At 58.3% G+C, this 23,051-nt stretch carries 16 protein-coding genes; 11 read left to right on the top strand and 5 right to left on the bottom strand.

The annotated features are described in order from the left end of the window. Positions 1–87: 87 nt before the first annotated feature. The 5 genes from MSL71_RS14300 to MSL71_RS14280 all read left to right on the top strand — a co-directional run bounded on the left by MSL71_RS14300 (position 88) and on the right by MSL71_RS14280 (position 6,803). Positions 88–2,751: a valine--tRNA ligase gene (locus MSL71_RS14300; protein WP_180141492.1), complete on the top strand. Its 2,664-nt coding sequence runs from the start codon at positions 88–90 to the stop codon at positions 2,749–2,751. Between the two features lie 137 nt (positions 2,752–2,888). Further along, complete coding sequence (nadC, locus tag MSL71_RS14295) at positions 2,889–3,713, top strand: carboxylating nicotinate-nucleotide diphosphorylase (RefSeq protein ID WP_180141490.1); 825 nt, start codon at positions 2,889–2,891, stop codon at positions 3,711–3,713. 537 nt (positions 3,714–4,250) lie between these two features. Further along, entirely contained in the window at positions 4,251–4,757 is a 507-nt protein-coding gene (locus tag MSL71_RS14290) for a hypothetical protein (RefSeq protein ID WP_180141488.1), read from the top strand. Between the two features lie 146 nt (positions 4,758–4,903). Next, entirely contained in the window at positions 4,904–5,785 is an 882-nt protein-coding gene (locus MSL71_RS14285; RefSeq protein ID WP_180141486.1) for a pseudouridine synthase, read from the top strand. After that, positions 5,733–6,803: a DUF933 domain-containing protein gene (locus MSL71_RS14280; protein WP_180141484.1), complete on the top strand. Its 1,071-nt coding sequence runs from the start codon at positions 5,733–5,735 to the stop codon at positions 6,801–6,803. The genes MSL71_RS14285 and MSL71_RS14280 overlap by 53 nt, the downstream gene beginning before the upstream one ends. Before the next feature lie 200 nt (positions 6,804–7,003). Here MSL71_RS14280 and MSL71_RS14275 read toward each other — a convergent pair whose 3' ends face one another. Together MSL71_RS14275 and MSL71_RS14270 are read right to left on the bottom strand one after the other, a co-directional pair. After that, complete coding sequence (locus MSL71_RS14275) at positions 7,004–7,477, bottom strand: hypothetical protein (RefSeq protein WP_180141482.1); 474 nt, start codon at positions 7,475–7,477, stop codon at positions 7,004–7,006. 556 nt (positions 7,478–8,033) lie between these two features. Beyond that, positions 8,034–9,638, bottom strand: a complete 1,605-nt coding sequence (locus MSL71_RS14270; RefSeq protein ID WP_180141480.1) for a B12-binding domain-containing radical SAM protein — start codon at positions 9,636–9,638, stop codon at positions 8,034–8,036. A 326-nt stretch (positions 9,639–9,964) separates the two neighbouring features. Here MSL71_RS14270 and MSL71_RS14265 point away from each other — a divergent pair, with 326 nt between their 5' ends. From MSL71_RS14265 to MSL71_RS14250, 4 genes are all read left to right on the top strand, one after another. Then, a complete protein-coding gene (locus tag MSL71_RS14265) occupies positions 9,965–10,963 on the top strand; it encodes a fumarylacetoacetate hydrolase family protein (RefSeq protein ID WP_180141478.1) in 999 nt (332 codons plus the stop codon). A gap of 244 nt (positions 10,964–11,207) precedes the next feature. After that, positions 11,208–11,933 carry a DUF2760 domain-containing protein gene (locus MSL71_RS14260; RefSeq protein ID WP_180141476.1) on the top strand — a complete coding sequence of 242 codons (726 nt, stop codon included), beginning with the start codon at positions 11,208–11,210 and terminating at the stop codon, positions 11,931–11,933. An 8-nt stretch (positions 11,934–11,941) separates the two neighbouring features. Beyond that, positions 11,942–13,765 carry an Hsp70 family protein gene (locus tag MSL71_RS14255; RefSeq protein ID WP_343052691.1) on the top strand — a complete coding sequence of 608 codons (1,824 nt, stop codon included), beginning with the start codon at positions 11,942–11,944 and terminating at the stop codon, positions 13,763–13,765. Then, positions 13,749–16,523 (top strand): Hsp70 family protein, encoded by a 2,775-nt coding sequence (locus MSL71_RS14250; RefSeq protein ID WP_180141474.1) that lies wholly within the window; start codon positions 13,749–13,751, stop codon positions 16,521–16,523. The genes MSL71_RS14255 and MSL71_RS14250 overlap by 17 nt, the downstream gene beginning before the upstream one ends. Positions 16,524–17,113: 590 nt before the next feature. Here MSL71_RS14250 and MSL71_RS14245 read toward each other — a convergent pair. Continuing rightward, positions 17,114–19,237, bottom strand: coding sequence for an acetate--CoA ligase family protein (locus MSL71_RS14245; RefSeq protein ID WP_180141472.1), 2,124 nt, complete (start codon positions 19,235–19,237; stop codon positions 17,114–17,116). Between the two features lie 359 nt (positions 19,238–19,596). Here MSL71_RS14245 and MSL71_RS14240 point away from each other — a divergent pair, with 359 nt between their 5' ends. After that, positions 19,597–20,001, top strand: coding sequence for a MerR family transcriptional regulator (locus MSL71_RS14240; protein WP_281374509.1), 405 nt, complete (start codon positions 19,597–19,599; stop codon positions 19,999–20,001). 7 nt (positions 20,002–20,008) lie between these two features. After that, positions 20,009–21,124 (top strand): tRNA-queuosine alpha-mannosyltransferase domain-containing protein, encoded by a 1,116-nt coding sequence (locus MSL71_RS14235; RefSeq protein WP_180141470.1) that lies wholly within the window; start codon positions 20,009–20,011, stop codon positions 21,122–21,124. 125 nt (positions 21,125–21,249) lie between these two features. Here the strand turns inward: MSL71_RS14235 and ybaK are convergent, their stop codons facing one another. After that, positions 21,250–21,723, bottom strand: coding sequence for a Cys-tRNA(Pro) deacylase (gene ybaK, locus MSL71_RS14230; protein WP_180141468.1), 474 nt, complete (start codon positions 21,721–21,723; stop codon positions 21,250–21,252). Between the two features lie 48 nt (positions 21,724–21,771). Then, positions 21,772–22,509 (bottom strand): zinc finger Ran-binding domain-containing protein, encoded by a 738-nt coding sequence (locus MSL71_RS14225; RefSeq protein WP_180141465.1) that lies wholly within the window; start codon positions 22,507–22,509, stop codon positions 21,772–21,774. Positions 22,510–23,051: the final 542 nt, after the last annotated feature.

Genomic DNA, 23,051 nt, shown 5'->3' with positions numbered 1-23,051 from the left:
TGCACCCTTGAACATACAGGCAGGGTGCCCTTGCTCGTCTTGAGCAGACATGAAGGGTGCGCGCCCATCAACATATGAGGTTTGAATATGAGTGGAGAATTGCTGGCAAAGGGGTATGAGCCCCATGAAGTAGAGAAACGCTGCTATGCGTCCTGGATCGAGCAGGGGCTCTTTTCAGCGGAGGAGACAAGCGACAAAAAGCCTTATTCCATCGTGATCCCTCCCCCCAACGTCACCGGTGTGCTCCACATGGGCCATGCGTTGAACAACACCCTGCAGGATCTTCTCTGCCGCTATCGGCGCCTCAAAGGGGACAACGTCCTCTGGATGCCCGGTACCGACCACGCAGGCATCGCCACCCAGAACGTCGTGGAAAAGAAGCTGGCCGCCGAGGGCAAGACCCGTCAGGATGTGGGCCGGGAGGCGTTCATCGACGAAGTCTGGAAGTGGAAAGAAGAGTCCGGCAACGCCATCTTCAAGCAGCTCAAGCGCATGGGTGCATCCTGCGACTGGGACCGTCAGCGCTTTACCATGGACGATGGGCTCTCCGAGGCCGTCCGCAAGGTGTTTGTGGACCTTTACAAAAAAGGGCTCATCTACCGCGGCAACTACATTATCAACTGGTGCCCCCGCTGCAACACCGCCCTGGCGGACCTTGAGGTGGAGCACGAAGATAAGCCGGGTAAGCTCTATCATATCAAGTACCCCTTTGCCGACGGCTCCGGTCACTTTGTCGTTGCCACCACCCGTCCCGAGACGATGTTCGGCGACACCGCCGTGGCCGTGAACCCCGAGGACGATCGCTACAAGGGGATCACCGCCACCCACGTGAAGCTTCCCCTCACGGACCGCGAGATTCCCATCATCCGTGATGAGTACGTTGATCTGGAGTTCGGCACCGGTGCCCTTAAGGTCACCCCCGCCCACGACCCCAACGACTTTGAGCTGGGCAAAAAGCACGACCTTGAATTTCTCAAGGTGATGACCGACGAGGGCGTCATGAATGACGGCGCCGGTGCCTTTGAAGGCCTCACCCGTGAAGCGTGCCGGGAGGCTGCTGTCAAGGCTCTGGAGGAGCAGGGATACCTCGTCAAGATCGAGGATCATCCCCACAGCGTGGGACACTGCTACCGCTGCAAGACCGTCATCGAGCCCAACCTGTCCCAGCAGTGGTTTGTCAAGGTCAAGCCCCTGGCGGAGAAAGCCATTGCCGCCGTGGAAGACGGGCGAACCCGCATCATCCCGGAGCACTGGACCAAGACTTACTACGAGTGGATGTACAACATCCGCGACTGGTGCATCTCCCGCCAGATCTGGTGGGGTCATCGCATCCCGGTCTGGACCTGCGACGAGTGCGGCATGGACATCGTGGAAGAGACCGACCCCACGGTCTGCCCCGGTTGCGGAAGCAGCAAACTGACTCAGGATTCCGACGTCCTGGACACCTGGTTCAGCTCAGCCCTCTGGCCCTTCTCCACCATGGGGTGGCCGGAGAACACCGATCTTCTCAAGACCTTCTACCCCACGGCGACCCTGGTGACCGGTTTCGACATTCTCTTTTTCTGGGTGGCGCGCATGATGATGATGGGCCTCCATTTCATGGACGAGGTGCCCTTTAAGGATGTCTACATCCACGCCCTGGTCCGCGATGAAGAGGGCAAGAAGATGAGCAAGTCCAAGGGCAACGTCATCGATCCCCTCACCGTCAGCGATGAGTACGGCACCGATGCCTTCCGTTTTACCCTCACCGCCTTTGCGGCCCAGGGGCGCGACGTGAAGATGTCCCTGGCGCGGGTGGAAGGCTACCGCCACTTTATCAACAAGATCTGGAACGCGGCGCGCTTCTCCTTCATGCATCTGGAGCAGCCCCATACCGAGATCGACTACGCCAACATCAGCCTTGCCGATCGCTGGATCCTCGCACGACTCGCCGAGACCACGGCCAAGGTGGAAGAGGCCATCGATACCTACAAGTTCAACGAAGCGGCTGCCGCCCTCTACAGCTTTGTGTGGCACAGCTTCTGCGACTGGTACCTGGAGGCATCCAAGCCCGCCCTTTACGGGAAGATGGGGGATGCGGCCATGGAGTCCACCCGCTCCGTGCTCTATCGGGTTCTCCATGACACCCTGATTCTCCTGCACCCCATCATTCCCTTTGTCTCCGAGGAGATCTACAGCAAGCTTCCCGGAACCGAAGGGTCCATCATGAAGGCCTCCTGGCCCGTATGCGACGAATTTGCCGCCCACGGGGCCGATGCCGTGGCGGAAAAGGAGATGGAATCCGTCATCGCTGTGATCTCCGGTCTCCGAAACATCCGTTCCGAGATGAACATCGCTCCCTCTCTGGAGCTCACCGTGGAAGTCCAGGCCGAGACCGAAGAGATGGCGGCACTGGTGAATCGCGAGAAGAGCACCATCATGACCCTGTCCCGCCTGGCGGCCTGTGAAGTGAAGCTCACCGGCGAGCGTCCCAAGGGTGTGGGCACGGCCATTGTGGAAGGCGCGGCCGTCTATGTGTTCCTGGAAGGGGTCGTGGATTTCGACCGGGAGATCGAGCGTCTGGAAAAGAGCATCGCCAAAAGCGAGAAGGCCGTGGCCGGTCTCGAAGGCAAGCTGAACAACCAGGGCTTTATCTCCAAGGCTCCCGCAGATGTGGTTGCCAAGTTCCAGACCCAGCATGACGAAGCCAAGGACAAGCTGAGCAAGCTGGAGTTCACCCTTGCCAAGCTCAAGGAAGTTCAGAGCAACTAAGGCATACAAGACCTAACAGGGTCCGGGGCGCATGCCGTCCCGGGCCCGCTTTTTTCGATCCATCCGCCTTCCTTATATCTTGGGGTGTGCCTTTGATGCGCAGCCCGACGCAAAGCCATAATACCAGGGACAGCAACATGACCATGATGACAGAGCAATTGATTCGACTGGCCCTTGCCGAGGATATCGGCACCGGAGATATCACCACGGATTTTCTGATCCCGGAGCATGAGACGGGCCAGGGGGTCCTGGTGGCCAAAGAGCGGCTGCTGGTGGCCGGAACCGCCACGGCAGCGGCCTGTTTTACCGAGCTTGACCCCCGCTGCCGGGTTGAGGTGGTGGCCGGTGACGGAAGCTGGGTTGACAAGGGCGATGTGATCCTGAAGGTGGAGGGGACATTAAGGGCTCTTCTGAAAGGCGAGCGCACAGCACTCAATTTTCTGCAGCGCCTCTCCGGCATCGCCACCCATGTGAGCCGATACGCCGAGATGGTCGAGGGGCTTCCCGTCCGACTGGTGGATACCCGAAAGACCACCCCGGGCTGGCGGGTGCTTGAAAAGGAAGCGGTCCGCGTGGGCGGTGCCTTTAATCACCGCATGGCACTCTACGACGGGGTCATGATCAAGGACAACCATATCGCTGTGTCCGGGGGGATCCGGCCTGCCGTGGAAAAGGTGCGGCGGTCCATTTCCCACCTGGTCAAGGTGGAGGTGGAGGTGTCCAATTTTGACGAGCTGCAGGAGGCCCTGATGGCCGGAGCAGATGTGATCATGCTGGACAACATGGCCATGGAAGACGTGAAAAAAGCGGTGGCCCTTGTGGACGGACGGGCCATGACAGAAGTTTCCGGCAACATCACCGAAGAGAACCTTCGCGCCTACGCCGAATCCGGTGTGGATGTCGTCTCATCGGGCGCGCTGACCCACCAGGCCCGTTCCGTGGATATCAGCATGAGGATGTAGCCTTGTGTTTTTTCAGCGGTGTGAAGCAATGATTTATAAAACCTCTTCGGTGTCATCGGAAGGGGTTTTTTTGCGGCTGGTGTCAAGGGGCCGGTGAGTAGATGGCGTCGGGCGGGGCCGTTTTGTTCGCTTCAGCCGGCCTTCGGGTAACGATCTGCGATGAAATTCGCGAAACAGCTATTCAATATGAAGTAATTTTTAAGGATTTATCCTTTTTTCGGAATGAGATGACCTGCGTCTCGTGAAACCTGTGAGGTGATAAATCAACGGATTTTCACGTCTGTCTCGAAATGGTTTAATACTTTGCTGAACGCCTGGGAGAAAAAATGATGTGAAGCTTGTGGTATGGCGTTAGGTATTGTGACATGTGTTTCATCCTTTATAAATGAATGGGTTAAACATGCAGGTTGAAGGGTATTCAATGTTTATTGAGAAATGAATTAGGCAATAAAATACTTGACCATGTTAGGATTTCTAATTATCATCTTTGCCTGTGGGTTGTTAAACTATTAACGGGAAAGGTTTGGAGATTCGTCAATGGCAGCAGGATACGATCTTGAAAGCGCTTTTTCGCATGTGATTGAAACCATGCGCGGTGATTTTGTTCCGAGAGTTCATTACAATAAACTTCAAAGACAAGTAGACAGGCTTGAAGACCAGATGAGGATCCTGAGTCGCCAGCTTGCCCGGGTGGAAAGAAAACTGCCTGGAGGTGGGCGGCGAAAGGGGGCGTCGGCGGCCTCGAAAGAGAAAAACAAGCCGACCAAGCGGACGTACAGAGCAGATTATCTTAAAATGATGGAGCTGCTCCAGAGTAACCCGGACAAGGAGTTTACCCTGAAAGAACTCATTGACGGGACCGGTTTTAACGAGAAAAAAGTCCGCAACATGGTGTTTATCTACAGCCGGGATAAGTTCGGCTACGTTCAGGTCATCCGACGGGGCGTCTACAAAGCCGGAAAACCGGTGGTGGCATCCACGGATGAGAAGGCATTTCCAAAGGAGTTGTTAAAAGAAGAGCCGGCGGTTGAGGTGGAAGAGTAGAAGGGGGCCGTTTGGTTAACGGCCCTTCCACAGGTTTTTTTTGTCCGGTTGGAACATCGTGCGGCGTGCGGCTTTTTCTTTAAGCTGCGCGCCGTTTTTATTTATGGGGCGTTGACCCCGCAGGCGGGCTTGGGTATGACTCGTCCATGAACGATCAGACAGGTTTCTACATGGAAGCCGGGACAATGGCATTCTCCCGGTCGGGGCACTATGCGAAAGGGGCACCCGTGGATGACGATCCGTTGATGAGCGAGTCAGACATTGTGTACATGGACGATGCGGTGGTGGCGGTGAACAAGCCCTGCGGCATGCTGGTGCACCGAAGTAAGCTGGACAGGCGATCTCCCACGGTCATGCGGGAGCTCAGGCGCCTTACCGGGAAGATGGTGTGGCCCGTCCACCGTTTGGATCGTCCCACCTCGGGCCTGCTGCTCATGGCCTTCAGCCCGGAGCTGGCCGCCATTCTTAACGAGGGGTTCCGGTATCACCGCGTGCAAAAGGAGTACCTTGCCGTTGTGCGGGGCTATGCCGAGGAACAGGGTATCGTGGACCATCCGGTGAAAAACAGCCGGGGAAACCCGAAACCTGCGGTGAGCCGTTACCGGCGCCTGGCCACGGTGGAACTCCCCATTCCTGTGGGGCGCTACGAGACGGCCCGGTACAGCCTGGTAAAGGTGGCCCTTGAAACCGGGAGATACCACCAGATCCGGCAGCACTTTCACCACCTCTCTCACCCCATTGTCGGCGATACGGTTTACGGGGACGGGCGGCACAACCGCCTCTTTCGCGAAAACCTGGCCTGCCGGAGGCTCCTTCTTTTTTCTGTTTCCTTAACCTTTCCCCATCCTGTGGACGGTCGGCTTCTTTCGTTAAGCTGCGGGCTGGGGGATCAGGAGAGGGCTCTTTTTGAAGACTTCGGCTGGGCAGCTGAGGTTCCGGAGACGTGTTGCGGTGACGATCTGAAAGGAGGCAATGATGAAAATCGGTATAGTCGGCCTGCCCCAGAGCGGCAAGATGACCCTTTTTGAGACATTGACGGGCAACCAGAGGCGAGAGGGGGTACCGCTAAGCAAGGCCGTGCCCGGGTCCGCCGATATCCTGGATGCACGCTTCGATGCCCTGGTCTCCATGTACGACCCGGCTAAAGAGGCCAGGGCACGCATCGACCTGATGCTCCTGCCGAAGATGGAACGCGAGACCATCGCAAGGGGAGACATTTTTCGGGACATCGCCGATGTGGATGCCATCTGTCATGTGGTGAGGGCCTTTGACGACGAGTCCGTCTACCACGTGGACGGGTCCGTGGACCCTGTCAGGGACATGGATATGGTCAATGCCGAGCTTTTGCTCCACGACCAGATTTTTGTGGAAAAGCGGGTGGAACGCCTGGAAAAATCCCTGAAGAAGATCAAGGATGAGACCCAGCAGCGGGAGCTGGGCCTGATGCATCGCATGCTGACGCACCTGGAGGGGGAGCGCCCTTTGCGGATGATGGCCATGGACACCGATGACGAGGCCCTGACCCGCAGCTACCCGCTTATCACGCGCAAGGAGATGGTGCTGGCCCTGAACATCGGCGAAGACGATATCGGCAAGGCCCCCATGCCGGAGGAGGTCACGGCCCGGTGTAACGATGGGCAGATGAAGGCCATGCAGGTCTCGGCCAAGGTGGAGTCTGAGATCGCCATGCTGGATACCGAGGAGGAGAAACGGGAGTTCATGGACGACCTCGGCATCGGCGACATGGCCTTGGAGACCCTGACCCGGCTCTGCCTGGAGGCCCTTGGTCTGATCTCCTTTTTTACCGTGGGCAAAGACGAGGTGCGCCAGTGGCTGGTGCGGAAAAACTCCCCGGCCCCGGTGGCCGCCGGGGTGATCCATTCGGACCTTCAGCGCGGGTTTATCCGGGCAGAGGTGATGACGTACGACGAGCTGATGGCATACGGTGACGAAGCCGCCTTGAAAAAAGCGGGGAAGATGAACCTCAACGGAAAAGAGTACATCGTAGAGGACGGGGATATCCTGAATATCCGTTTTAAGGTGTGACGATATTGGGGTTGGAGGCCGGACAACAGTAAAACATACAAGAAAGATACCTCAGGCGGCATGGTGAGACACCTTCAAAGATGTTTGCCGCTGCGCCTAACCCCTCTTTCAGGTTAAAGCGCAACGGCATTTTTTTGTACATTTTTTGTGCCTGAGCCTTGTTGATGCGCTGATCTGGTATGCTCACTTTCTGATACGGCTTATCTTGATGCCTGCAAAATGTCTTCACGAGTTACGGAGTGGGCATCGACGTTTTGAGTGAGGGGGAGGACGATATATCCTGTAATGTGAGTCTGTCCGGAACCATAATTCGAGTAGACGGCCAGTTCCGTGTTCTCTTGGCCACCAGAAACTTTTAAAATGAGAAAGTTTTTGCTCTTGTCTACATCAACTCCGATATTCAGGCCAATCTTAGATTCATCTGACCCTTTGGGCAGGGCGGCATTGTAGAAAATTTCGGAGGGGCTGATTCTTATTCCATTGAAACTATTAAGGGGGGCTCCCCTGGATGTCATCGTTATGGTCCCGACTTCGCCGCCCCAGGCTCCCCCAGAGTATGGCTCATCGTTGCGGATCGTAAAGGTGGCGCCTTCTTGCAGGGAAACCGTATAGTTTTTTTGAGAGTCCGTCGGGCCAGTCATGGTGATTTGGATTCCAATATTCCTTGTTTCCATAATGCCTCCTTACTCGTTGTATGAGTGTGCTATACTTGTTTGGTACAGAGTAAAAGTTGTTTTGTTGCATTTATGTACTGAACCACCTCCATATTGATAATAAGTGATGGGGGATTTACGTCTGGGCTTGTTGAGCACAGACTGTCATTACCTTATGAAAGGTTATCGTGAAACTCTGTGTCGGTAGGTTGAGACATACGGTTTTGCGGTATTATAAAAAGCGTGGACTGGAAGGTGTGGGAGACGTCGAGCTGTGTTGCGAGGTGAGATGAATGGTGTTGAAATCATTATGAATACATTTCAGATATAACCGAATGATACTGTTGTGTCAAATATTTTATGATGATAATTCGTTGATGGACTGTTGGCCGGCAATGGCGTTTACAGGGTATGTGACGCAGCCCAGGGTGCCTTGGTAAACCCGAGGCTTGTAATTCCCCGTTCATGGGGTTCTGCAGTCCACTCGACTGCTGTTTTGGCACGGGCTGCACTTGTCAGAAAAGTGGCATGGACCCAGTTTTTTAAGTTGAAAATCTGAAGGCCCTTTTACAGACATTTACCCCGCCTTTTTCCGGTGGCCGATTTCAGGACACGGTGTTTCATTCGCCCAACCGAACTGCCCGGTGCCATGATCCGCATGGAACGTAACCCACCCCCTTTCAAGGAGATCCTTCAGGGTGAATTCCGCGAAGTCAGGGGTCTCACCGGTGAGGCCTGCAAGGGTTTCGGCGGCAGAGTGCAATGCCTTTTTAAGCCCCTCGGGAAGGGGGCTGAGCGTATCCAGAAGATCACGGCGAAGCAGTTTGAAAATAAGGTGCATGCGCCGGTTGCCCAGCACCATCATCTCATCGTCTTTGCTTGCGGTTCCGTTTTGGCACCGGGCTTTGGCTGCCTCCCAGGCCCTGTGGATGGGTTCTGCGTCTTCTTGGACAAAGGCGTCAAGCTCGGCGGAGGTGAGGTGGGAGGTGGAGACAATGGCCTGGTCTGCATCGTAGAGGTCCCAGTCATCGGTGTGGAGGGTGAGGTCGTAGTCGGCCATATGCTCCCGCACCGTGGTGCCCGGGAAGGGGGCCAGGTGGTGGAATCCGTACTCGATTTTGAGGCGGTCTTTCAAGGCCGCGCTCTCTTTAAGGGTCTCTCTGGTTTCGCCGGGTAGTCCGGCGATGAAAGAGGCGTGGGCCCGGATCCCCACCTTGCGGCAGAGGGCTGCGGCCTCTTCGGCCTGGGTGATGGTGATGCCTTTTCTTACCCGTTTGAGCATGTCGGTGTTGCCGGATTCGATGCCGAAGCTCACCGAGGTGCACCCCGTCTCCATCATGGTGCGGAGCAGCTCTTCGTCCACGGTGTTGACCCGTGCGAAAACGCTCCAGTTAAAGCGAAGCCCCCTTTTTTTTATCTCCCGGCAAAAGGCGAAAACCCGTTTTCTGCTGGCCGTGAACAGGTCGTCTGCGATGTTGATGGTGGTAAAGCCCATGGAAAGGAGCGACTCGATCTCATCGGCCACACGCTCAGGGGATCTCTGGCGCACGTGGAATCCCACCATTTTCCGACCCAGGCAGAAGATGCACCGGTTGGGACAGCCCCGCCCGGTGATGATGCTCACGGGAAATCCCAGGGCTTTGTAGCGGGCCAGGGGCAGGAGGTGGCGTGCGGGCAGGGGAAGGGCGTCCAGGTCTTGGAGGAACTCCCGCTTCGGGGTGCGAACGATTGTCGAACCATGGCGAAACGCCAGCCCGGCAATGGTTTTCCATGACTCCCTTTTGTGAAAGAGCTTCGCGAACTCATGGAGTGTCTCTTCGGCCTCGCCCACCACGATGCCGTCGATGGCAGGGTATGTGGCCAGGGTGTTGTCAATATCAAAGGACGCGTGGGGTCCTCCCATGAGGATCACGGCATCCGGGCAGGTGGCCCTGGCCTCCGTGAGGATGGCTGCCGCCCCTTTGAAATTCATGGTGACACACGAGGTGCCGATGATATCGGGCGAAATAGCTGTCAGTTCGTCTCTCAGCTTTTCCGGGGTGTATTCCCGAACGATGTAATCGAGCAGGTGTACGTCAGCCCCGGCGGACTCAAAGGCGGCGGCTGCGTAGCAGAGCCCCAGGGGGGGCGAGGGGCATTCATCAAGGGGGTAGGGCGGGGCGATGAGGGCGACACGTGTCATGGGATGCCTGTGGTTGGGGGTTGGCATTTACCGGGCAGCATTTCGAAGAACGAGGCTGCCGGGTGGTAAACGCTGAATGCATCACGTCGTCGCTCTTTTGCTGGGCGACGGTTTATGGTGCTGAACGAATGTCTCATTTTTTCTATCGGGGCAGTATCGGTTTGTCAAGGTCGCGACTGACAAGGGCCTTCGCCAGTGGGTGTTTCAGCCCCTGTCTTGGACCGGCTTTTTTGAGCTTTTGACCGGTGAGGAATTGGTGTATGTTCAATGGTTATGGATTGTTGATAGGAGACTGCAGATAAAACCCGTCTGACAAGGAGCCGAGCATGAAGCTGGTGACGTGGTTGAAAAACGGTGATGAAGCAGCCCTTGGGGCATTGACCGGAGACGATGACATCGTGGACCTGAAGGCCGCGGCAACCCTCTTCGGCATGTCTGAAGCCCCTTTTGAGAGCATGCTTTCCCTGATACGGAGCGGCGAGGGCGGTCTTGACGCAGCCCGTCAGGTGATGGTTCGAATCAGTGAAGAGGGGATAACGGATTTGTGTACCCCCCTGGGAGCCGCCAAACTCCTGGCTCCCCTGCCGGTGCCCGAGTCCGTGCGGGACGCCATGGCCTTTGAAGACCATATTATCAACTGCATCCGGGTCCAGGGCCTGAAAAAGCTGGCCGGGATCGACGAAGCCATCGAAAAAAAATGGGGCCGGCGCTACACCCTTGCCCGGTTCATCAACAGGGCCTGGTACGAGCGGCCCGTGTACTACAAAAGCAATCGGTTCTCCGTGGTGGGGCACGACGCAGAGGTGCCCATTCCGTCCTATTGCCGCAGGTTTGACTACGAGCTGGAACTCGGGATTGTCATCGGCAAGGCCGGTGCCAATATCCCGGCTGCCCGGGCAGGGGAGCACATTTTTGGCTACACCTTGTTCAATGATTTTTCCGCCCGGGACGAGCAGATGCAGGAGATGAAAGGGCGTCTGGGCCCTGCCAAGGGGAAGGATTTCAACGGCGGCAACGCCATGGGACCGGTGCTGGTGACCCGGGACGAAATACCCGATCCCTCGAATATCACCCTTGCTGCCCGCGTCAACGGCCGGGAGTGGTCCAGGGGGTCCACCGCGGACATGCACTGGAGCTTTGAAGAGATCATCCAGGCCGTCTCCCGGGATGAGACCCTGTATCCCGGTGAGTTTATCGGCTCCGGCACCTGCTCGGGACGTCAGGGCAGGGGGTGTGGCCTGGAGATGGGGCGGTTCCTCTCCTCCGGGGACACAGTGGAGCTTGTTGCCGAGGGGATCGGGACCTTGAGGAACCGGGTCATCTGATGGCCGAAGGGGCCCATGTGCCCTGAATCGAAGGAGCACAAGGGGGCTGGCTGCGGTTTCCCTCTTGACACCCATCCTTTTATAATGAATAAATCCAAGCGTCGTGCCTTGATTGACGCGGGATTCTGCACTATCTTGCGTTCGAGCTGCGGCTTTTAAACGACTGAAACAGGTGACCGGAGGGGCACCTTGGTGGTCATAATTTTCTCATGTGTATTGTGGATACTGATTAAAAGGAGAGACTATGGATTCCGCGAAAACCTTTTCCAAGCGGGCTTTTTTATGGATTTTTCTGGTGATGGCCCTTGTTGTCTTTGCCGTGGACGTGGCCATCTACTTTGGTGCCAGCGTGGCGGCCATGAAGGCCGTCCACACCGCCGCCGATCCTGAAGCGGCCAAGGCTTTCTCCTTTGTGTTCGAAAATTTTTCCCGGGTGGTGGTTCCCGTTTCCGTGGGGGCGGGCCTTGTGTTTGCACTCCTCCTCTGGATGATTATCCGTGGGCTTTACGTCAACGCCGGGGTTCCCGAAGTTGAAGCGGCCCCCAAGGATGAAGGGCCCGCCATCGACCCTGAGGTTGAGAAGCGAAATACCCGTCGAACCTTTCTCCACCTTGTTTCCGCCCTCCAGAAAGAGGGTCGCCTCATTGACTTTTTCAATGAAGACCTCTCCCTTTACAGCGACGACCAGATCGGAGCGGCCGTGCGGGGTATCCATGAAAACTGCGTGAAGACCCTGGACAAATACGTCTCCTGCGGCCCGGTGGTGGACACCCCCGAAGGGGAGAGCATCACTGTAGAGGCCGGGTTTAACCCCGAGGAGATCCGCCTCACGGGCAATGTTGCGGGCGAGCCTCCCTTCACCGGCACGGTTCGCCACAAAGGCTGGAAAGCCACCAAGACCGAAGTCCCCACCCTCTCTGAAGAGTCCAACCCCGATGTGCTGGCTCCTGCTGAGGTGGAGCTGGGCTGATGGAGAGCATGATGAGTTCATACATTGTCGGTATCGACCTGGGCACCACCAACAGCGTGGTGGCCTACACCGAACGACCCGAAGACGGGGCGGCCGAAGCGTCGGATATCCGTCTGTTCCGCATCCCACAGCTCGTGGATGCCGGTGTGGTGGAGAAGCGCGATATGCTTCCTTCCTTTATCTTTCTGCCCGAGGCCCACGACGTGGGACGCGGTGCCACGGCCCTGCCGTGGGATGCCGAGCCCGACGCCGTGGTGGGTGAGTTTGCACGGAAAAGGGGGGGCGAGCTGCCCCAGCGCCTTATCTCCTCGGCCAAGAGCTGGCTCTGCAACACCATGGTGGACCGCAAGGCCGACAACCTGCCGTGGAAAGGTCCCCAGGAGGTCTCCAAGATGTCTGCGGTGACGGCTTCCGCCGCCATCCTGCGCCACATGCGCGACGCCTGGAACCACGAGATGGCTGCCGATGATGCCTCACTTCGCCTGGAGAATCAGGAAATTTACCTGACGGTACCCGCCTCCTTTGACGCCGTGGCCCGGGAGCTCACGGTCCAGGCCGCTGCCCTTGCCGGCCTTGCCCATGTGACCCTGCTGGAAGAACCCCAGGCCGCCCTGTACGCCTGGATCGAGTCCATGGGGGACGACTGGCGAAGCAAGGTGAAAAAGGGCGAGACTCTTCTGGTTTGCGATATCGGCGGGGGCACCTCGGATTTCAGTCTCATCGGCATCTCCGAAGAAGACGGGGAGCTTGCCCTGGAGCGCATCGCCGTGGGCGATCATCTCCTTGTGGGCGGGGACAACATGGATCTTGCCCTGGCCTGGTACGTGAAATCCAAGATGGACGCCAAAGGCCAGAAGCTTGACGACTGGCAGATGCGTGGCCTGGGCCACTCCATCCGCAGCGTCAAGGAGAAGATTCTGGCCGGGGGCACCAACGGCCCCGAGCCCGTGACCATCCTGGGACGCGGTTCCGGCCTTATCGGCGGGACCCTCAAAAGCGAGATGGACGAAAAAGAGGTGGACCAGGTGATCCTGGAGGGCTTTTTGCCTCTGTGCTCCGTGGGCGATCGTCCGGTGCAGAGGCGCCGAAGCGGCCTGCGCGAGATGGGTCTTGTCTATGAGCAGGACCCCTCCATCTCCCGTCACATGGCATGGTTCCTGGCGCGCCAGGGCGGCGACGGCTGGCAGAATGCCCGCATTCCCGATGCCGTGCTCTTTAACGGCGGTATCATGAAATCCGCCTCGGTTCGGGAGCGCATCCTGAGCGTGGTGGACTATTTTCGTGAAGAGGTGGGAGACGACACCCCGGTGCGTGAAGTGGAAGCAGGGGATTACGATCTCTCCGTTGCCCGGGGCGCGGCCTACTACGGCCTGGCCCGTCTGGGCAGGGGCATCCGCATCCGCGGCGGCCTCTCCCGTTCGTACTACGTCTCCGTGGAAGCGGCCATGCCGGCCATTCCCGGGATGCCCGCCCCCATGAAGGCCCTTTGCGTGGCCCCCATGGGCATGGAAGAGGGCACGGAAGAGCGGGTGGACTCCGAAGAGTTTGTTCTTTATGTGGGCGAGCCCGTGGCCTTTGACATCATGGCTTCGTCGTCCAGAAGGGACGACGGCCCCGGCGATGTCGTGGAGTCCTGGTCCGACGGGGAGATGGAAGACCTTACCTCCATTGAGACCACCCTGGAAGGGGAGTGGGGCACCGCCATTCCCGTTCAGTTCGAGATCCGGGTAACGGAGATCGGCACCCTGGAGTTCTGGTGCGTCGCCACAGAGGGCGACAATCGATGGAAACTCGAATTCAACGTACGCGAGAGGGATGATGCGGGACACTGAAACACTGAGATACATCATCGGGATTGACTTAGGGACCACCAACTCTGCCATGTCCTACGTGGACCTGGAGCAGCCGGAGACGGCCAAGGGGCGCAAGAACATTCAACTGTTTCGCGTGCCCCAGCTCACCCGGGAAGGGGAGGTGTCGCCCATGTCGGTGCTGCCCTCCTTTCTTTATATCCCAGGAACCTACGACATTCCCGATGAGTCGGTGATTCAGCCGTGGAACCCCATGGAAAAACGGTTTGCCGGTCTTTTTGCCCGGGAGCACGGCAGCAAGGTCCCCTCGCGCCTGGTGGTCTCGGCCAAGAGCTGGCTCTGCCACGACAAGGCGGACCGCAAGGCCAGGATCCTGCCCTGGGGGGCGGGAAACGATGTGGGCAAGGTCTCCCCGGTGGAGGCCACGGCCTTCTACCTGGAGCACCTCCGCAAGGCGTGGAACAAACAGATGGGGGGCGACGACGAGGGCGCCTTCCTTGAAAACCAGTTTGTGGTGATCACGGTGCCCGCCTCCTTTGACGAGGTGGCCCGGGACCTCACCGTGGAAGCTGCGGCCCTTGCGGGCCTCAAGCACGTCACTTTGCTGGAAGAGCCCCTGGCCGCCTTTTACAGCTGGCTGATCCGCCACGAAAAAAGCTGGGAAGAGCACGTCAAGCCCGGGGAGCTGATCCTCGTCTGCGACGTAGGCGGCGGCACCACAGACTTTACCCTCATCACCCTGAAGGAGAGCAAGGGCACCCCTCGATTTGAGCGCCTCGCCGTGGGGGATCACCTGATCCTGGGCGGGGACAACATCGACCTGGCCCTGGCCCGAAAGGCCGAATCCCTGTTTGCGGGTAATGCCAAAAATCTGTCCTCGGATAAGTGGAAAACCCTTTGCCATCTTTCACGCAAAGCAAAGGAGAAGATCCTGGGGGAGGGCGAGGAGTCCGAGCGCATCATCATGACAGGCTCCGGCAGCAGCCTCATCGGCGGCACCCTGTCGGCCACCCTGACCCGGGAGATGGTGGAAGAGATCGTTTTGGACGGTTTTTTTCCGGATGTTACCAAGGAAGAGGCCAGGAAGATGGCCCGCCGAAAGGGGATCAGCGAGTTTGGTCTTCCTTACGAGCAGGAACCGGCCATTACCCGCCATATCGGGTGGTTTCTGGAAAATCACAAAGAGGCCGTGGCAGACCTCCTGGGCACGGACCACGCCCCGGACCATATCCTTTTCAACGGCGGCTCGCTAAAACCCACCGTGATCCGGCGCAAGATCAAGGGCGCTGTCCGCCACTGGTTCAACGAGCCCGATGCCTCCTTTCCCCGGGAGATGGACAACCCCGACCCGGACCTTGCCGTGGCCCTGGGCGCCTCCTATTACGGCCTGGCCAAGATCGGCAAAGGCGTGCGCGTGGGAAGCGGCAGCCCCCGGAGCTATTATCTCGGCGTGGGATCCACCAACGGGGATGAGCACAAGGCGGTCTGCATCGTGGAGCGCGGCCTCGACGAAGGCGAGACCATCGAGCTCTCCGATAAAAAATTTACGGTCATCGCCAACCGCCCGGCAGAATTTCCCGTCTACAGCTCCAGTTTCCGCTCCGGCGACCGGGCAGGGGACGTCATCACAATTGACGACACCCTCACCGAGCTGCCCCCCATGGCCTCGGTGATCAAGTACGGCAAAAAAGGCAACGCAGAGTCCATTCCCGTTCATTTAAAAGCCCAGTACACCGAGGTAGGGACCCTGGTCATCGGGTGTCGCTCCCAGATCAGCGATCACCACTGGCGCCTGAACTTCCAGCTTCGCCGGGAGGCCGATCCCATGGCCGTGGCCGAAGGGGAGGTCCTGGACGAGGGCCTGACCCAGGCTGCCCGCAGCGTGGTGAAAGAGGTTTTTCAAGGGGACAAAACAGGGCTTACCGGGGTGGTGAAGGCCATCTCCACTGCCGTGGATACCCAGAAGAACGCCTGGCCCCTCTCCTTTATCCGGGACCTCTCCGATACCCTTCTGGACGAGAAAAAGGTCCGGGAACGCGCCGCAGAGTTCGAAGCCCGGTGGCTGAACCTCACCGGCTACTGCTTGCGCCCCGGTACCGGACACGGCATGGATGAGCAGCGCATGAAGCGGGTGTGGAAGCTCTTTCGCAACGGACCTGTTTTTGATCGAAACAACCAGGTGCGCGGTGAGTGGTGGATCCTCTGGCGACGTCTTGCAGCGGGTCTTAACCCCGGACAGCAGCGCCAGTTTTTCCAGGAGGTCTCCCCCCTGGTCTTTCCCGCCCGGGGCAACGGCGTGAAGATGACCCCCCAGGAGCAGGTGGAACTCTGGATGGCCCTTGCCAACATGGAGCGCCTCATCACCAAGGACAAGGTGCGCCTGGGCAACCAGCTGGTAAAAGCCCTCTCACCCAAGAAATCTCCGTCCCAGATGGTCTGGGCCCTCTCCCGCATCGGCCAGCGCGAGCCCCTGTACGGCTCCGTGGACCGCGTGGTGGCGCCCAAAGACGCCTGGCCCTGGATCGAAAAGCTCCTCACCGGCTCATGGAAAGAGCCCAAAGCCGTGGTCAACGCCCTGGTCATCATGGGCCGCAAAACCGGCGACCGCATGCGCGACCTTGACGACGCTCAGCGCGAGCAGGTCATCGCCCGTGTCCAGGCCCTGGGCGGCGGCAAAAAGGTCCTAAAACCCCTCACCGAGGTGGTGACCCTCTCCTCCGGTGATGAAAAGGTGATCTACGGAGAAGCCCTGCCCACGGGCATCGTGCTTCATGAATAGGTAAAAAACGAAAAACCAAAAAACGCCTCCGGCGGCCAGGGGATGATCCCCTGGACCCCAAGTTTTAACGCCACAGACCTGAAATGATTAGATATCATTTCAGGTCTGTGGGGTTTTGGGGGCTGCGCGATTACACATTACCAACCTGCCACGGGAACTGTAGGGTGCGGCCCCCGCACCGCCTTGCTTAACGCGTCCCACCGGCCCTGTATTTTTCCCATGGAATAACGGGTTTGTAACGATTCGGCCGCCTCCGGCGGGTCGTTTTTTGACAAAAGCTCCGCAAAAACTTTCCGGTTGCCTGCTTGTTACGTCGAATGAAGTCAACAAACCAGAACCTTCGAATGGATCAAACGTAGCCTCAAGACCTGTTTGTCAAACCCAAACCATGAAATCGCGCAAGCGTTTGGCCCTTGGCAGGACCACCGGAGGCTTTTTGGGGAGCTGAATAGTTACCCGTGTCTCTGCAACAAGAAGCCGGTGACGGGTTTCGATACGCTGTGCGGTGCGCACGGCGCACCCTACAAAACCCCGATCGGCTTCGCGGCTCACCCTGCACGGCCCCGCACCATAAAATCGCTCCCTATCACCTATGTCCTATCCCCCTGTGACCTTTTTTCTATCCTGCACCTCGCATCCAGCGCAATCACCCCGGACCCGTCTTCCAAAACCCGCACGGGGTTGAGGTCCAGCTCCTGGATCTCCGGGAACTGGGCCATGAGATGGGTGACGCGGTGGATGAGGTCGATGTAGCCGCTTACATCCCCGGCGGCTTTGCCGCGGGTTCCGGCAAGGATTTTTGCCGATTTCAGGCGGCTGATTTTGGTCTCGATTTCATGGGGCGACGAGGGGCACAGCACGGTCTGGGCGTCCTGGAAGACTTCGATGTAGATGCCCCCGTAGCCGAAGAGGGTCACGGGCCCGAAGGAGTCGTCCACGCTGCCGCCCACGAACATGTCGTGGCCATTGCCTGCCATGGCCATGAGACGCACGCCGTCGAAGCGGGCGTTTTTCTTGTAGGCATCCAGGTTGGCCCGGATGGTGTCGAAACCGTTTCGCACGTCGTTTTCGTCTTTCAGGCCCACAAGGACACCGCCCGCCTCGGACTTGTGGACGGCATCGGGGCTGATGACCTTCATCACCACGGGGTAGCCGATGGCCTCGGCGGCAGCCACCGCGTCATCTGCGGTGGCCGAGGTCTGGTTTGTTGCCACAGGGATGCCGAAGGCGGTGAGCAGCTCCAGGGCCTCCTCGCCGTGGGTCCCGGGGTGGGAGCGCACCCAGGAGGCTGCGGCGTCCATGTCGATATCCGGGGGCAGGGATGTGGTGAAGGCGGGCTCGGTACGTTTTGCGTGGTAGCGCTGCTGGAGCTTCATGATGCGGATCATGGACTCCGGGGTGTTGAAGATGGGCACGTTGACGTTTTGCTTGACCCGGTTGATGGTCTTTGAGGGGCCGTAGAGGCAGGAGGCCATGGGTTTTCCCGAGGAGCGGATGGCGCCGGTGACCTCTTTGGAGATGTCGGTCTTGAACATCTTGTTGAAGACGTCGTCGTTTTTCGGCATCTGGGGATTCTGGGTGAGGTAGACGGCGCCGTCCACCTTGTCGTTGTGCAAGACGAGATTGATGACGCTGGCCGTGGAGGCGGGGTCGTAGATGTCGCCGAGGTCCAGGGGATTGGACAGGGAGATGACCCCTGCGTTGGTGAACTCGGCGATCTCTTCGTAGAAGGCCTCTCCGGGATCGGCAAACTCGAAGCCCGCTTTTTCGCAGAGGTCTGCCATGAGCACGGTGAACCCCCCGGCAGGACTCATGACCATGATGCGGTTGCCGCGCATGGGGGGCAGTTCGAAGATTTTGGCGGCGCCGATAAAGTCATCGAACTCTTCGATGCGGAGGATTCCGGCGCGTTCAAAGGCGGCGTCGATGATCTCTTCGTTGTTGCTGATGGCCGCGGTGTGGCTCATGGCCGCCTTGCTGCCCGCAGAGGTGGTGTTGGCTTTGTAGACGATCACCGGTTTTCCGGCCTCGGAGGCGGCCTCCATGAGTTTCCGTCCGTCGGTGATGCTCTCCAGGTACAGGCAGATCACCTTGGTGTCCGGGTCTTTTCCGAAGTAGCGGATGCAGTCCACTTCCGTCACGTTGAGCTTGTTGCCGATGCTGGCGAACTTGGCCAGGCCGATGTTTTCGTCGGCCATGAGGTGCCAGAGGAAGAGGCCCATGCCCCCGCTCTGGGTGACGAGGCTCATCCCGCCCCTGGGGGTTTTGAAGGTGGGGGTAAAGGGGAGACAGAGGCCGTTGGCTGTGTTGGCCACGGTGAGGCCGTTGGGACCCACGAATCGGATATCATAGGCTTCGGCCACGGCCGTGAGCTCTTCGGCCAGTTTTTCCCCTTCGGGGCCGGATTCGTTGAACCCCCCGGAGAGGATGGCCGCGCGGCGGACCCCGAACTCACCGGCCTCGCGCAGGGCACCGGGGATAAGACGTGCGGGGAGAAGAAAAACTGCCAGATCAGGCTGTTGTGGGAGATCCTTAATGTGACGGTACATCTTGACCCCGTCCACGTGTTTCTCGTCGCCTTTGGGGTGAATGCCGAACAGGCGGCCTTCATAGCCCCAGCGGATCAGGTTTTCGAGCATGAGCCTGGGGATGTTGTTTTCTCGATTGGACAGTCCCCAGATGGCAATGGATTCGGGATAGAAAATTTTTTCCATGGTCCTCCGCAGTCTGTGTTATGTGGGCGATGCATGTTACGGTTTGGGTACAATGTTCATGTTTTGGGTAGGAGAGTCATATCTTTACGTTAACGTAAACTTTATAGGCTGAAAGTTCAAGGGCTGTCAAGGGCAAGGAGCAGCTGCCCGGAAAAATTCGGTTTATCGAAGGGCGTCGGGCCCCCTGGGCGTGAGAGGCAGTCCTTGACAAGAGGCTTTGCAAGGCATATGTAACGACGGAGTTCTCGCAAGGTTGACGCTGGTTTGCCGCGAGATCGTGACAGAAGAGAGCCGACAAAGAGGCCTTGCCGCTCACCCCTGGGCAGGCACGGCGATGAATCATCCAGGAGATCCTTGCATTGAAGCGCCAGGGCAAAGAAATATACTACACCATCTCGGATTTGGCCCGCGAGTTTGACATCAGCACCCGCTCCATCCGGTTTTACGAAGAAAAGAACCTCATTTCACCCCGTCGTACCGAAGGAAACCAACGCATCTACAGCCGCAGGGACCATGTCCGCCTCAAGCTTATCCTGCGCGGGAAGCGGTTCGGGTACTCCCTTGAGGAGATCTCTGAGATCATCGGCCTCACGGATTTTGACATCGATGAAGTGGAGCAGATCCGGAAGACCCTGACCATGGGTCAGAAGAAGATCACCGATGTGCGGGAGCGCATCAACGACCTGAAGCTTCTGGAAGAGGAGCTGGTCTCCTTCCAGGGGAAAATGGAAGATCGCCTCCGTGAGCTGACCTCCGACGAGTGAGTTTTTCATGCCCCTTCGTTTTTCCTTCTTGGAACCCCATTTCAGCGGATCCCACAAAGCCGTAGCCGAAGGGCTCAAGGCCCACAGCCGACACGACATCGACCTGTTGACCCTCCCCGGTGGAAACTGGAAGTGGCGCATGAGGGCATCGGCCCTCCATTACGCCGGTGTGTTGCGTGATGCAAAGGATGCGGACGGTCTCATCGTCTGCAACATGGTGGACCTTGCCCGGCTGAAAGGGCTGGTGGGTACCTGCCCGCCGACGCTGGTCTACATGCACGAGAGCCAGCTCACCTACCCCCCGCCCAAGGGGAGTACGGTCCAGGCAGACCTGGTGATGCAGGAGATCTACACCGTCCTTGCGGCAGACCGGGTGGCGTTCAATTCAGCCCACCATCGGGAGCTCTTCATCAACAGCCTTTCTCCCTTTCTATCCCGTTTCCCGGATGCCGTGCCCCGGGGCCTGGAAGAGATCGTGGCCGAAAAATCCGTGGTGATCTATCCGGGCTGCAGTCTTCCGGCTGAGGCGCCGGACATGGAAGAGAAGCGCACGGATCCGCCCCTCATCATCTGGAACCACCGGTGGAGTTACGACAAGAATTTTCCCGCCATGCGGCAGGTGCTGGAGACGATGGCGGGGAAGGGGATCCCCTTTGAGGTGGCTCTGCTGGGGGAATCCGCAGGCGGCAAGGCCGAGGAACCGTTCCATGAAGCCCTGAAAACTTTAGGGGATCGGGTGGTTCACTTCGGGTACTGCAAAACGGCCGAAGAGTATCGGGCCTGGCTGAAGCGCGGATCCATCGTTGTGAGCTCTGCGGTTCAGGAAAATTTCGGCATCTCCGTGGTGGAGGCCATGGCTTATGGGTGCCTGCCCCTTTTGCCAAAGCGCCTGGCCTATCCTGAGGTCCTTCCCAGAGAGTTCCACAGCGCCCATCTTTACACCAGCCGCAAGGACTGCACGGCAAAGCTGTGCGAGCTTCTGGATCGCTGCACGCACAACGATCAGCGGTCCGCAGCCCGGGACCTTGCCCGTCACATGGCGTCCCATGACTGGGGGCAGCAGGTCACGTCCTACGATTCCGTTCTGGAATCCATGGCTTTTCCACGTTTACATCAAGCCTGACAAATTTTTGCGGCTTTGTGCCCGGTGGTTTGCCGGGGGACAACTGACAGTATCTACGCACAAAGGCTCGTGATCCCCCGTCGTAAGCAGGGTATCACGAGCCTTTGTGTATCGGCGTGTGTCGGTTACTTGTGGATGCTTGCCACCTTGGCACCGGTGACTGCAATGAGGTCTTGGGGGGAGAGTTCGATTTCAAGGCCCCGTTTGCCCCCGCTGACCATGATGGTGGGGTGATCCATGGCCTGGGCATCCAGGAGCAGGGGAATGCGTTTTTTGTGGCCCACAGGGCTGATTCCGCCGGTGATGTAGCCCGTGGCCCGTTCCGCCTCTTTGGGGTCGGCCATGGCCGCTTTTTTGGCCCCTGCCGCCTTGGCCACGTGCTTCAGGTCCGTGAGCCCGGTAACCGGGACAATGGCGCCGCAGAGGTTTTTCCCCACCCCGTCCAGGGCCACAATGATGGTCTTGAAGACCCGCTCGGCCGGAAATCCCAGTTTTTCCACGACCTCATCGCCGTAAGCCCCGGCATTGGGGTCGTGTTTGAAGCTGTGGACGGTATGTTTTATTTTCTTCTTTTTTAAAAGGTTGATTCCGGGTGTCAAAGCAGTACTCCAGGTATGTTTTGTAATGTTTTGATATGTTGGTTGTTTTTATTCAATGTGTTTTTTGTATATGCTGTGGCTGCCCCAGGCAATGGCTGCAACCATCAGCAGGATCCCCAGTGTTTTAAAACTACCTGCGATGAGGTGGTCTTTGTCCAGTAGCCCTGTTTCGGTGAGGATAAACTGCCAGTCATGGAACCCGTACGGCGAAGAGTGGCCCACGTTTCCCCCCAAAAGCGGAAGGGTAAGGCGACGGGCATCGTCCACATAAGGGGCAATGTCCAGGCAGTTCTCCCCGATCCACCAGAGGCAGACCGACGCGCCGAAGGGGTCCCTCTGCTTGACCAGCAGCACGAGCAGGCAAACCAGGGGCATGAGGAGCTGGCCCAGGGTGCCGCCCAGGGAGTGGATCACCGGCCCGAAAGGCCTGAAGAGCAGGTGCCCCGCCTCGTGGAACGGGAGGTTCACGTTGTGAAGAAACGAATTTCCGGCCCCGCCGTCCACCAGGGGGATTGTCGCCAGTTTAAGTCCCCATACCGCGAGCAGGAGCAGCAATACGCCTTTGACCACCGCATAGACCTTCCCTTCAAACGCCCCTTCCGGCTCGTAAAACGTCACACGGGTATCTTCCCCATAGGCCTGGTGTCCCCCGTTGGTTTTGACGGGCTTTTGGGACGTATTCGAAGCCGAGGCGATTTTAGCAAAGATTACCCCGCACCGCAGGCATTCCTGGGCGCTCGCCGGGTTCTCAAATTCGCATTTCGGACAGGTTTTTCTGGTTATCATGGGGCAGGCAGCTCCTGATTGTTTTGGGGCACGTTTTGTCGGGTGCGGCTCCCGCACCGTGGTCGGTTTCACCGTACTGTGGTGGTTTTCGAACAGTCGGTGCGCACGGCGCACCCTACGGGCCTCGGTGCTTCGGGCTGTGTCGGTTTATGCATCATGCCACTGTTTGGAACGTAACGCATGCTTTCTTAATGGCGCTGGCTAAGCGTTTCGCTTCAGCTGTTTTTGAGGGGCACATTATACTGTGGTGCTTCTGGTGGCGTCGGCATACCGGGGCTCGTTTTGTAGGGTGCGGCCCCCGCACCGTGGTCGGTTCCACCGTACTGTGGTGGTTTTCGAAAAATTGGTGCGCACGGCGCAACCTACGGGCCTCGGTGCTTCGGGGTGTGTCGGTTTATGCATCATGCCACTGTTTGGAACGTAACGCATGTATTCTTAATGGCGCTGGCTAAGCGTTTCGCTTCGGCTGTTTTTGAGAGGCACATTATACCGTGGTGCTTCTGGTGGCGTCGGCATACCGGGGCACGTTTTGTAGGGTGCGG

The sequence above is a fragment of the Desulfoluna butyratoxydans genome (assembly GCF_900699765.1).
GTDB classification, from domain to species: Bacteria; Desulfobacterota; Desulfobacteria; order Desulfobacterales; family Desulfolunaceae; genus Desulfoluna; species Desulfoluna butyratoxydans.
The sequence above is the reverse complement of the archived record's forward strand: the minus strand, read 5'-3'. Positions and strand labels throughout refer to the sequence as shown.

Bases quoted from the DNA above. Each gene is read 5' to 3' on its own strand.
- MSL71_RS14300 (WP_180141492.1), top strand. From the start codon at position 88: ATGAGTGGAGAATTGCTGGCAAAGGGGTATGAGCCCCATGAAGTAGAG.
- nadC (WP_180141490.1), top strand. From the start codon at position 2,889: ATGACCATGATGACAGAGCAATTGATTCGACTGGCCCTTGCCGAGGAT.
- MSL71_RS14290 (WP_180141488.1), top strand. From the start codon at position 4,251: ATGGCAGCAGGATACGATCTTGAAAGCGCTTTTTCGCATGTGATTGAA.
- MSL71_RS14285 (WP_180141486.1), top strand. From the start codon at position 4,904: ATGAACGATCAGACAGGTTTCTACATGGAAGCCGGGACAATGGCATTC.
- MSL71_RS14280 (WP_180141484.1), top strand. From the start codon at position 5,733: ATGAAAATCGGTATAGTCGGCCTGCCCCAGAGCGGCAAGATGACCCTT.
- MSL71_RS14275 (WP_180141482.1), bottom strand. From the start codon at position 7,477: ATGGAAACAAGGAATATTGGAATCCAAATCACCATGACTGGCCCGACG.
- MSL71_RS14270 (WP_180141480.1), bottom strand. From the start codon at position 9,638: ATGACACGTGTCGCCCTCATCGCCCCGCCCTACCCCCTTGATGAATGC.
- MSL71_RS14265 (WP_180141478.1), top strand. From the start codon at position 9,965: ATGAAGCTGGTGACGTGGTTGAAAAACGGTGATGAAGCAGCCCTTGGG.
- MSL71_RS14260 (WP_180141476.1), top strand. From the start codon at position 11,208: ATGGATTCCGCGAAAACCTTTTCCAAGCGGGCTTTTTTATGGATTTTT.
- MSL71_RS14255 (WP_343052691.1), top strand. From the start codon at position 11,942: ATGATGAGTTCATACATTGTCGGTATCGACCTGGGCACCACCAACAGC.
- MSL71_RS14250 (WP_180141474.1), top strand. From the start codon at position 13,749: ATGATGCGGGACACTGAAACACTGAGATACATCATCGGGATTGACTTA.
- MSL71_RS14245 (WP_180141472.1), bottom strand. From the start codon at position 19,237: ATGGAAAAAATTTTCTATCCCGAATCCATTGCCATCTGGGGACTGTCC.
- MSL71_RS14235 (WP_180141470.1), top strand. From the start codon at position 20,009: ATGCCCCTTCGTTTTTCCTTCTTGGAACCCCATTTCAGCGGATCCCAC.
- MSL71_RS14225 (WP_180141465.1), bottom strand. From the start codon at position 22,509: ATGATAACCAGAAAAACCTGTCCGAAATGCGAATTTGAGAACCCGGCG.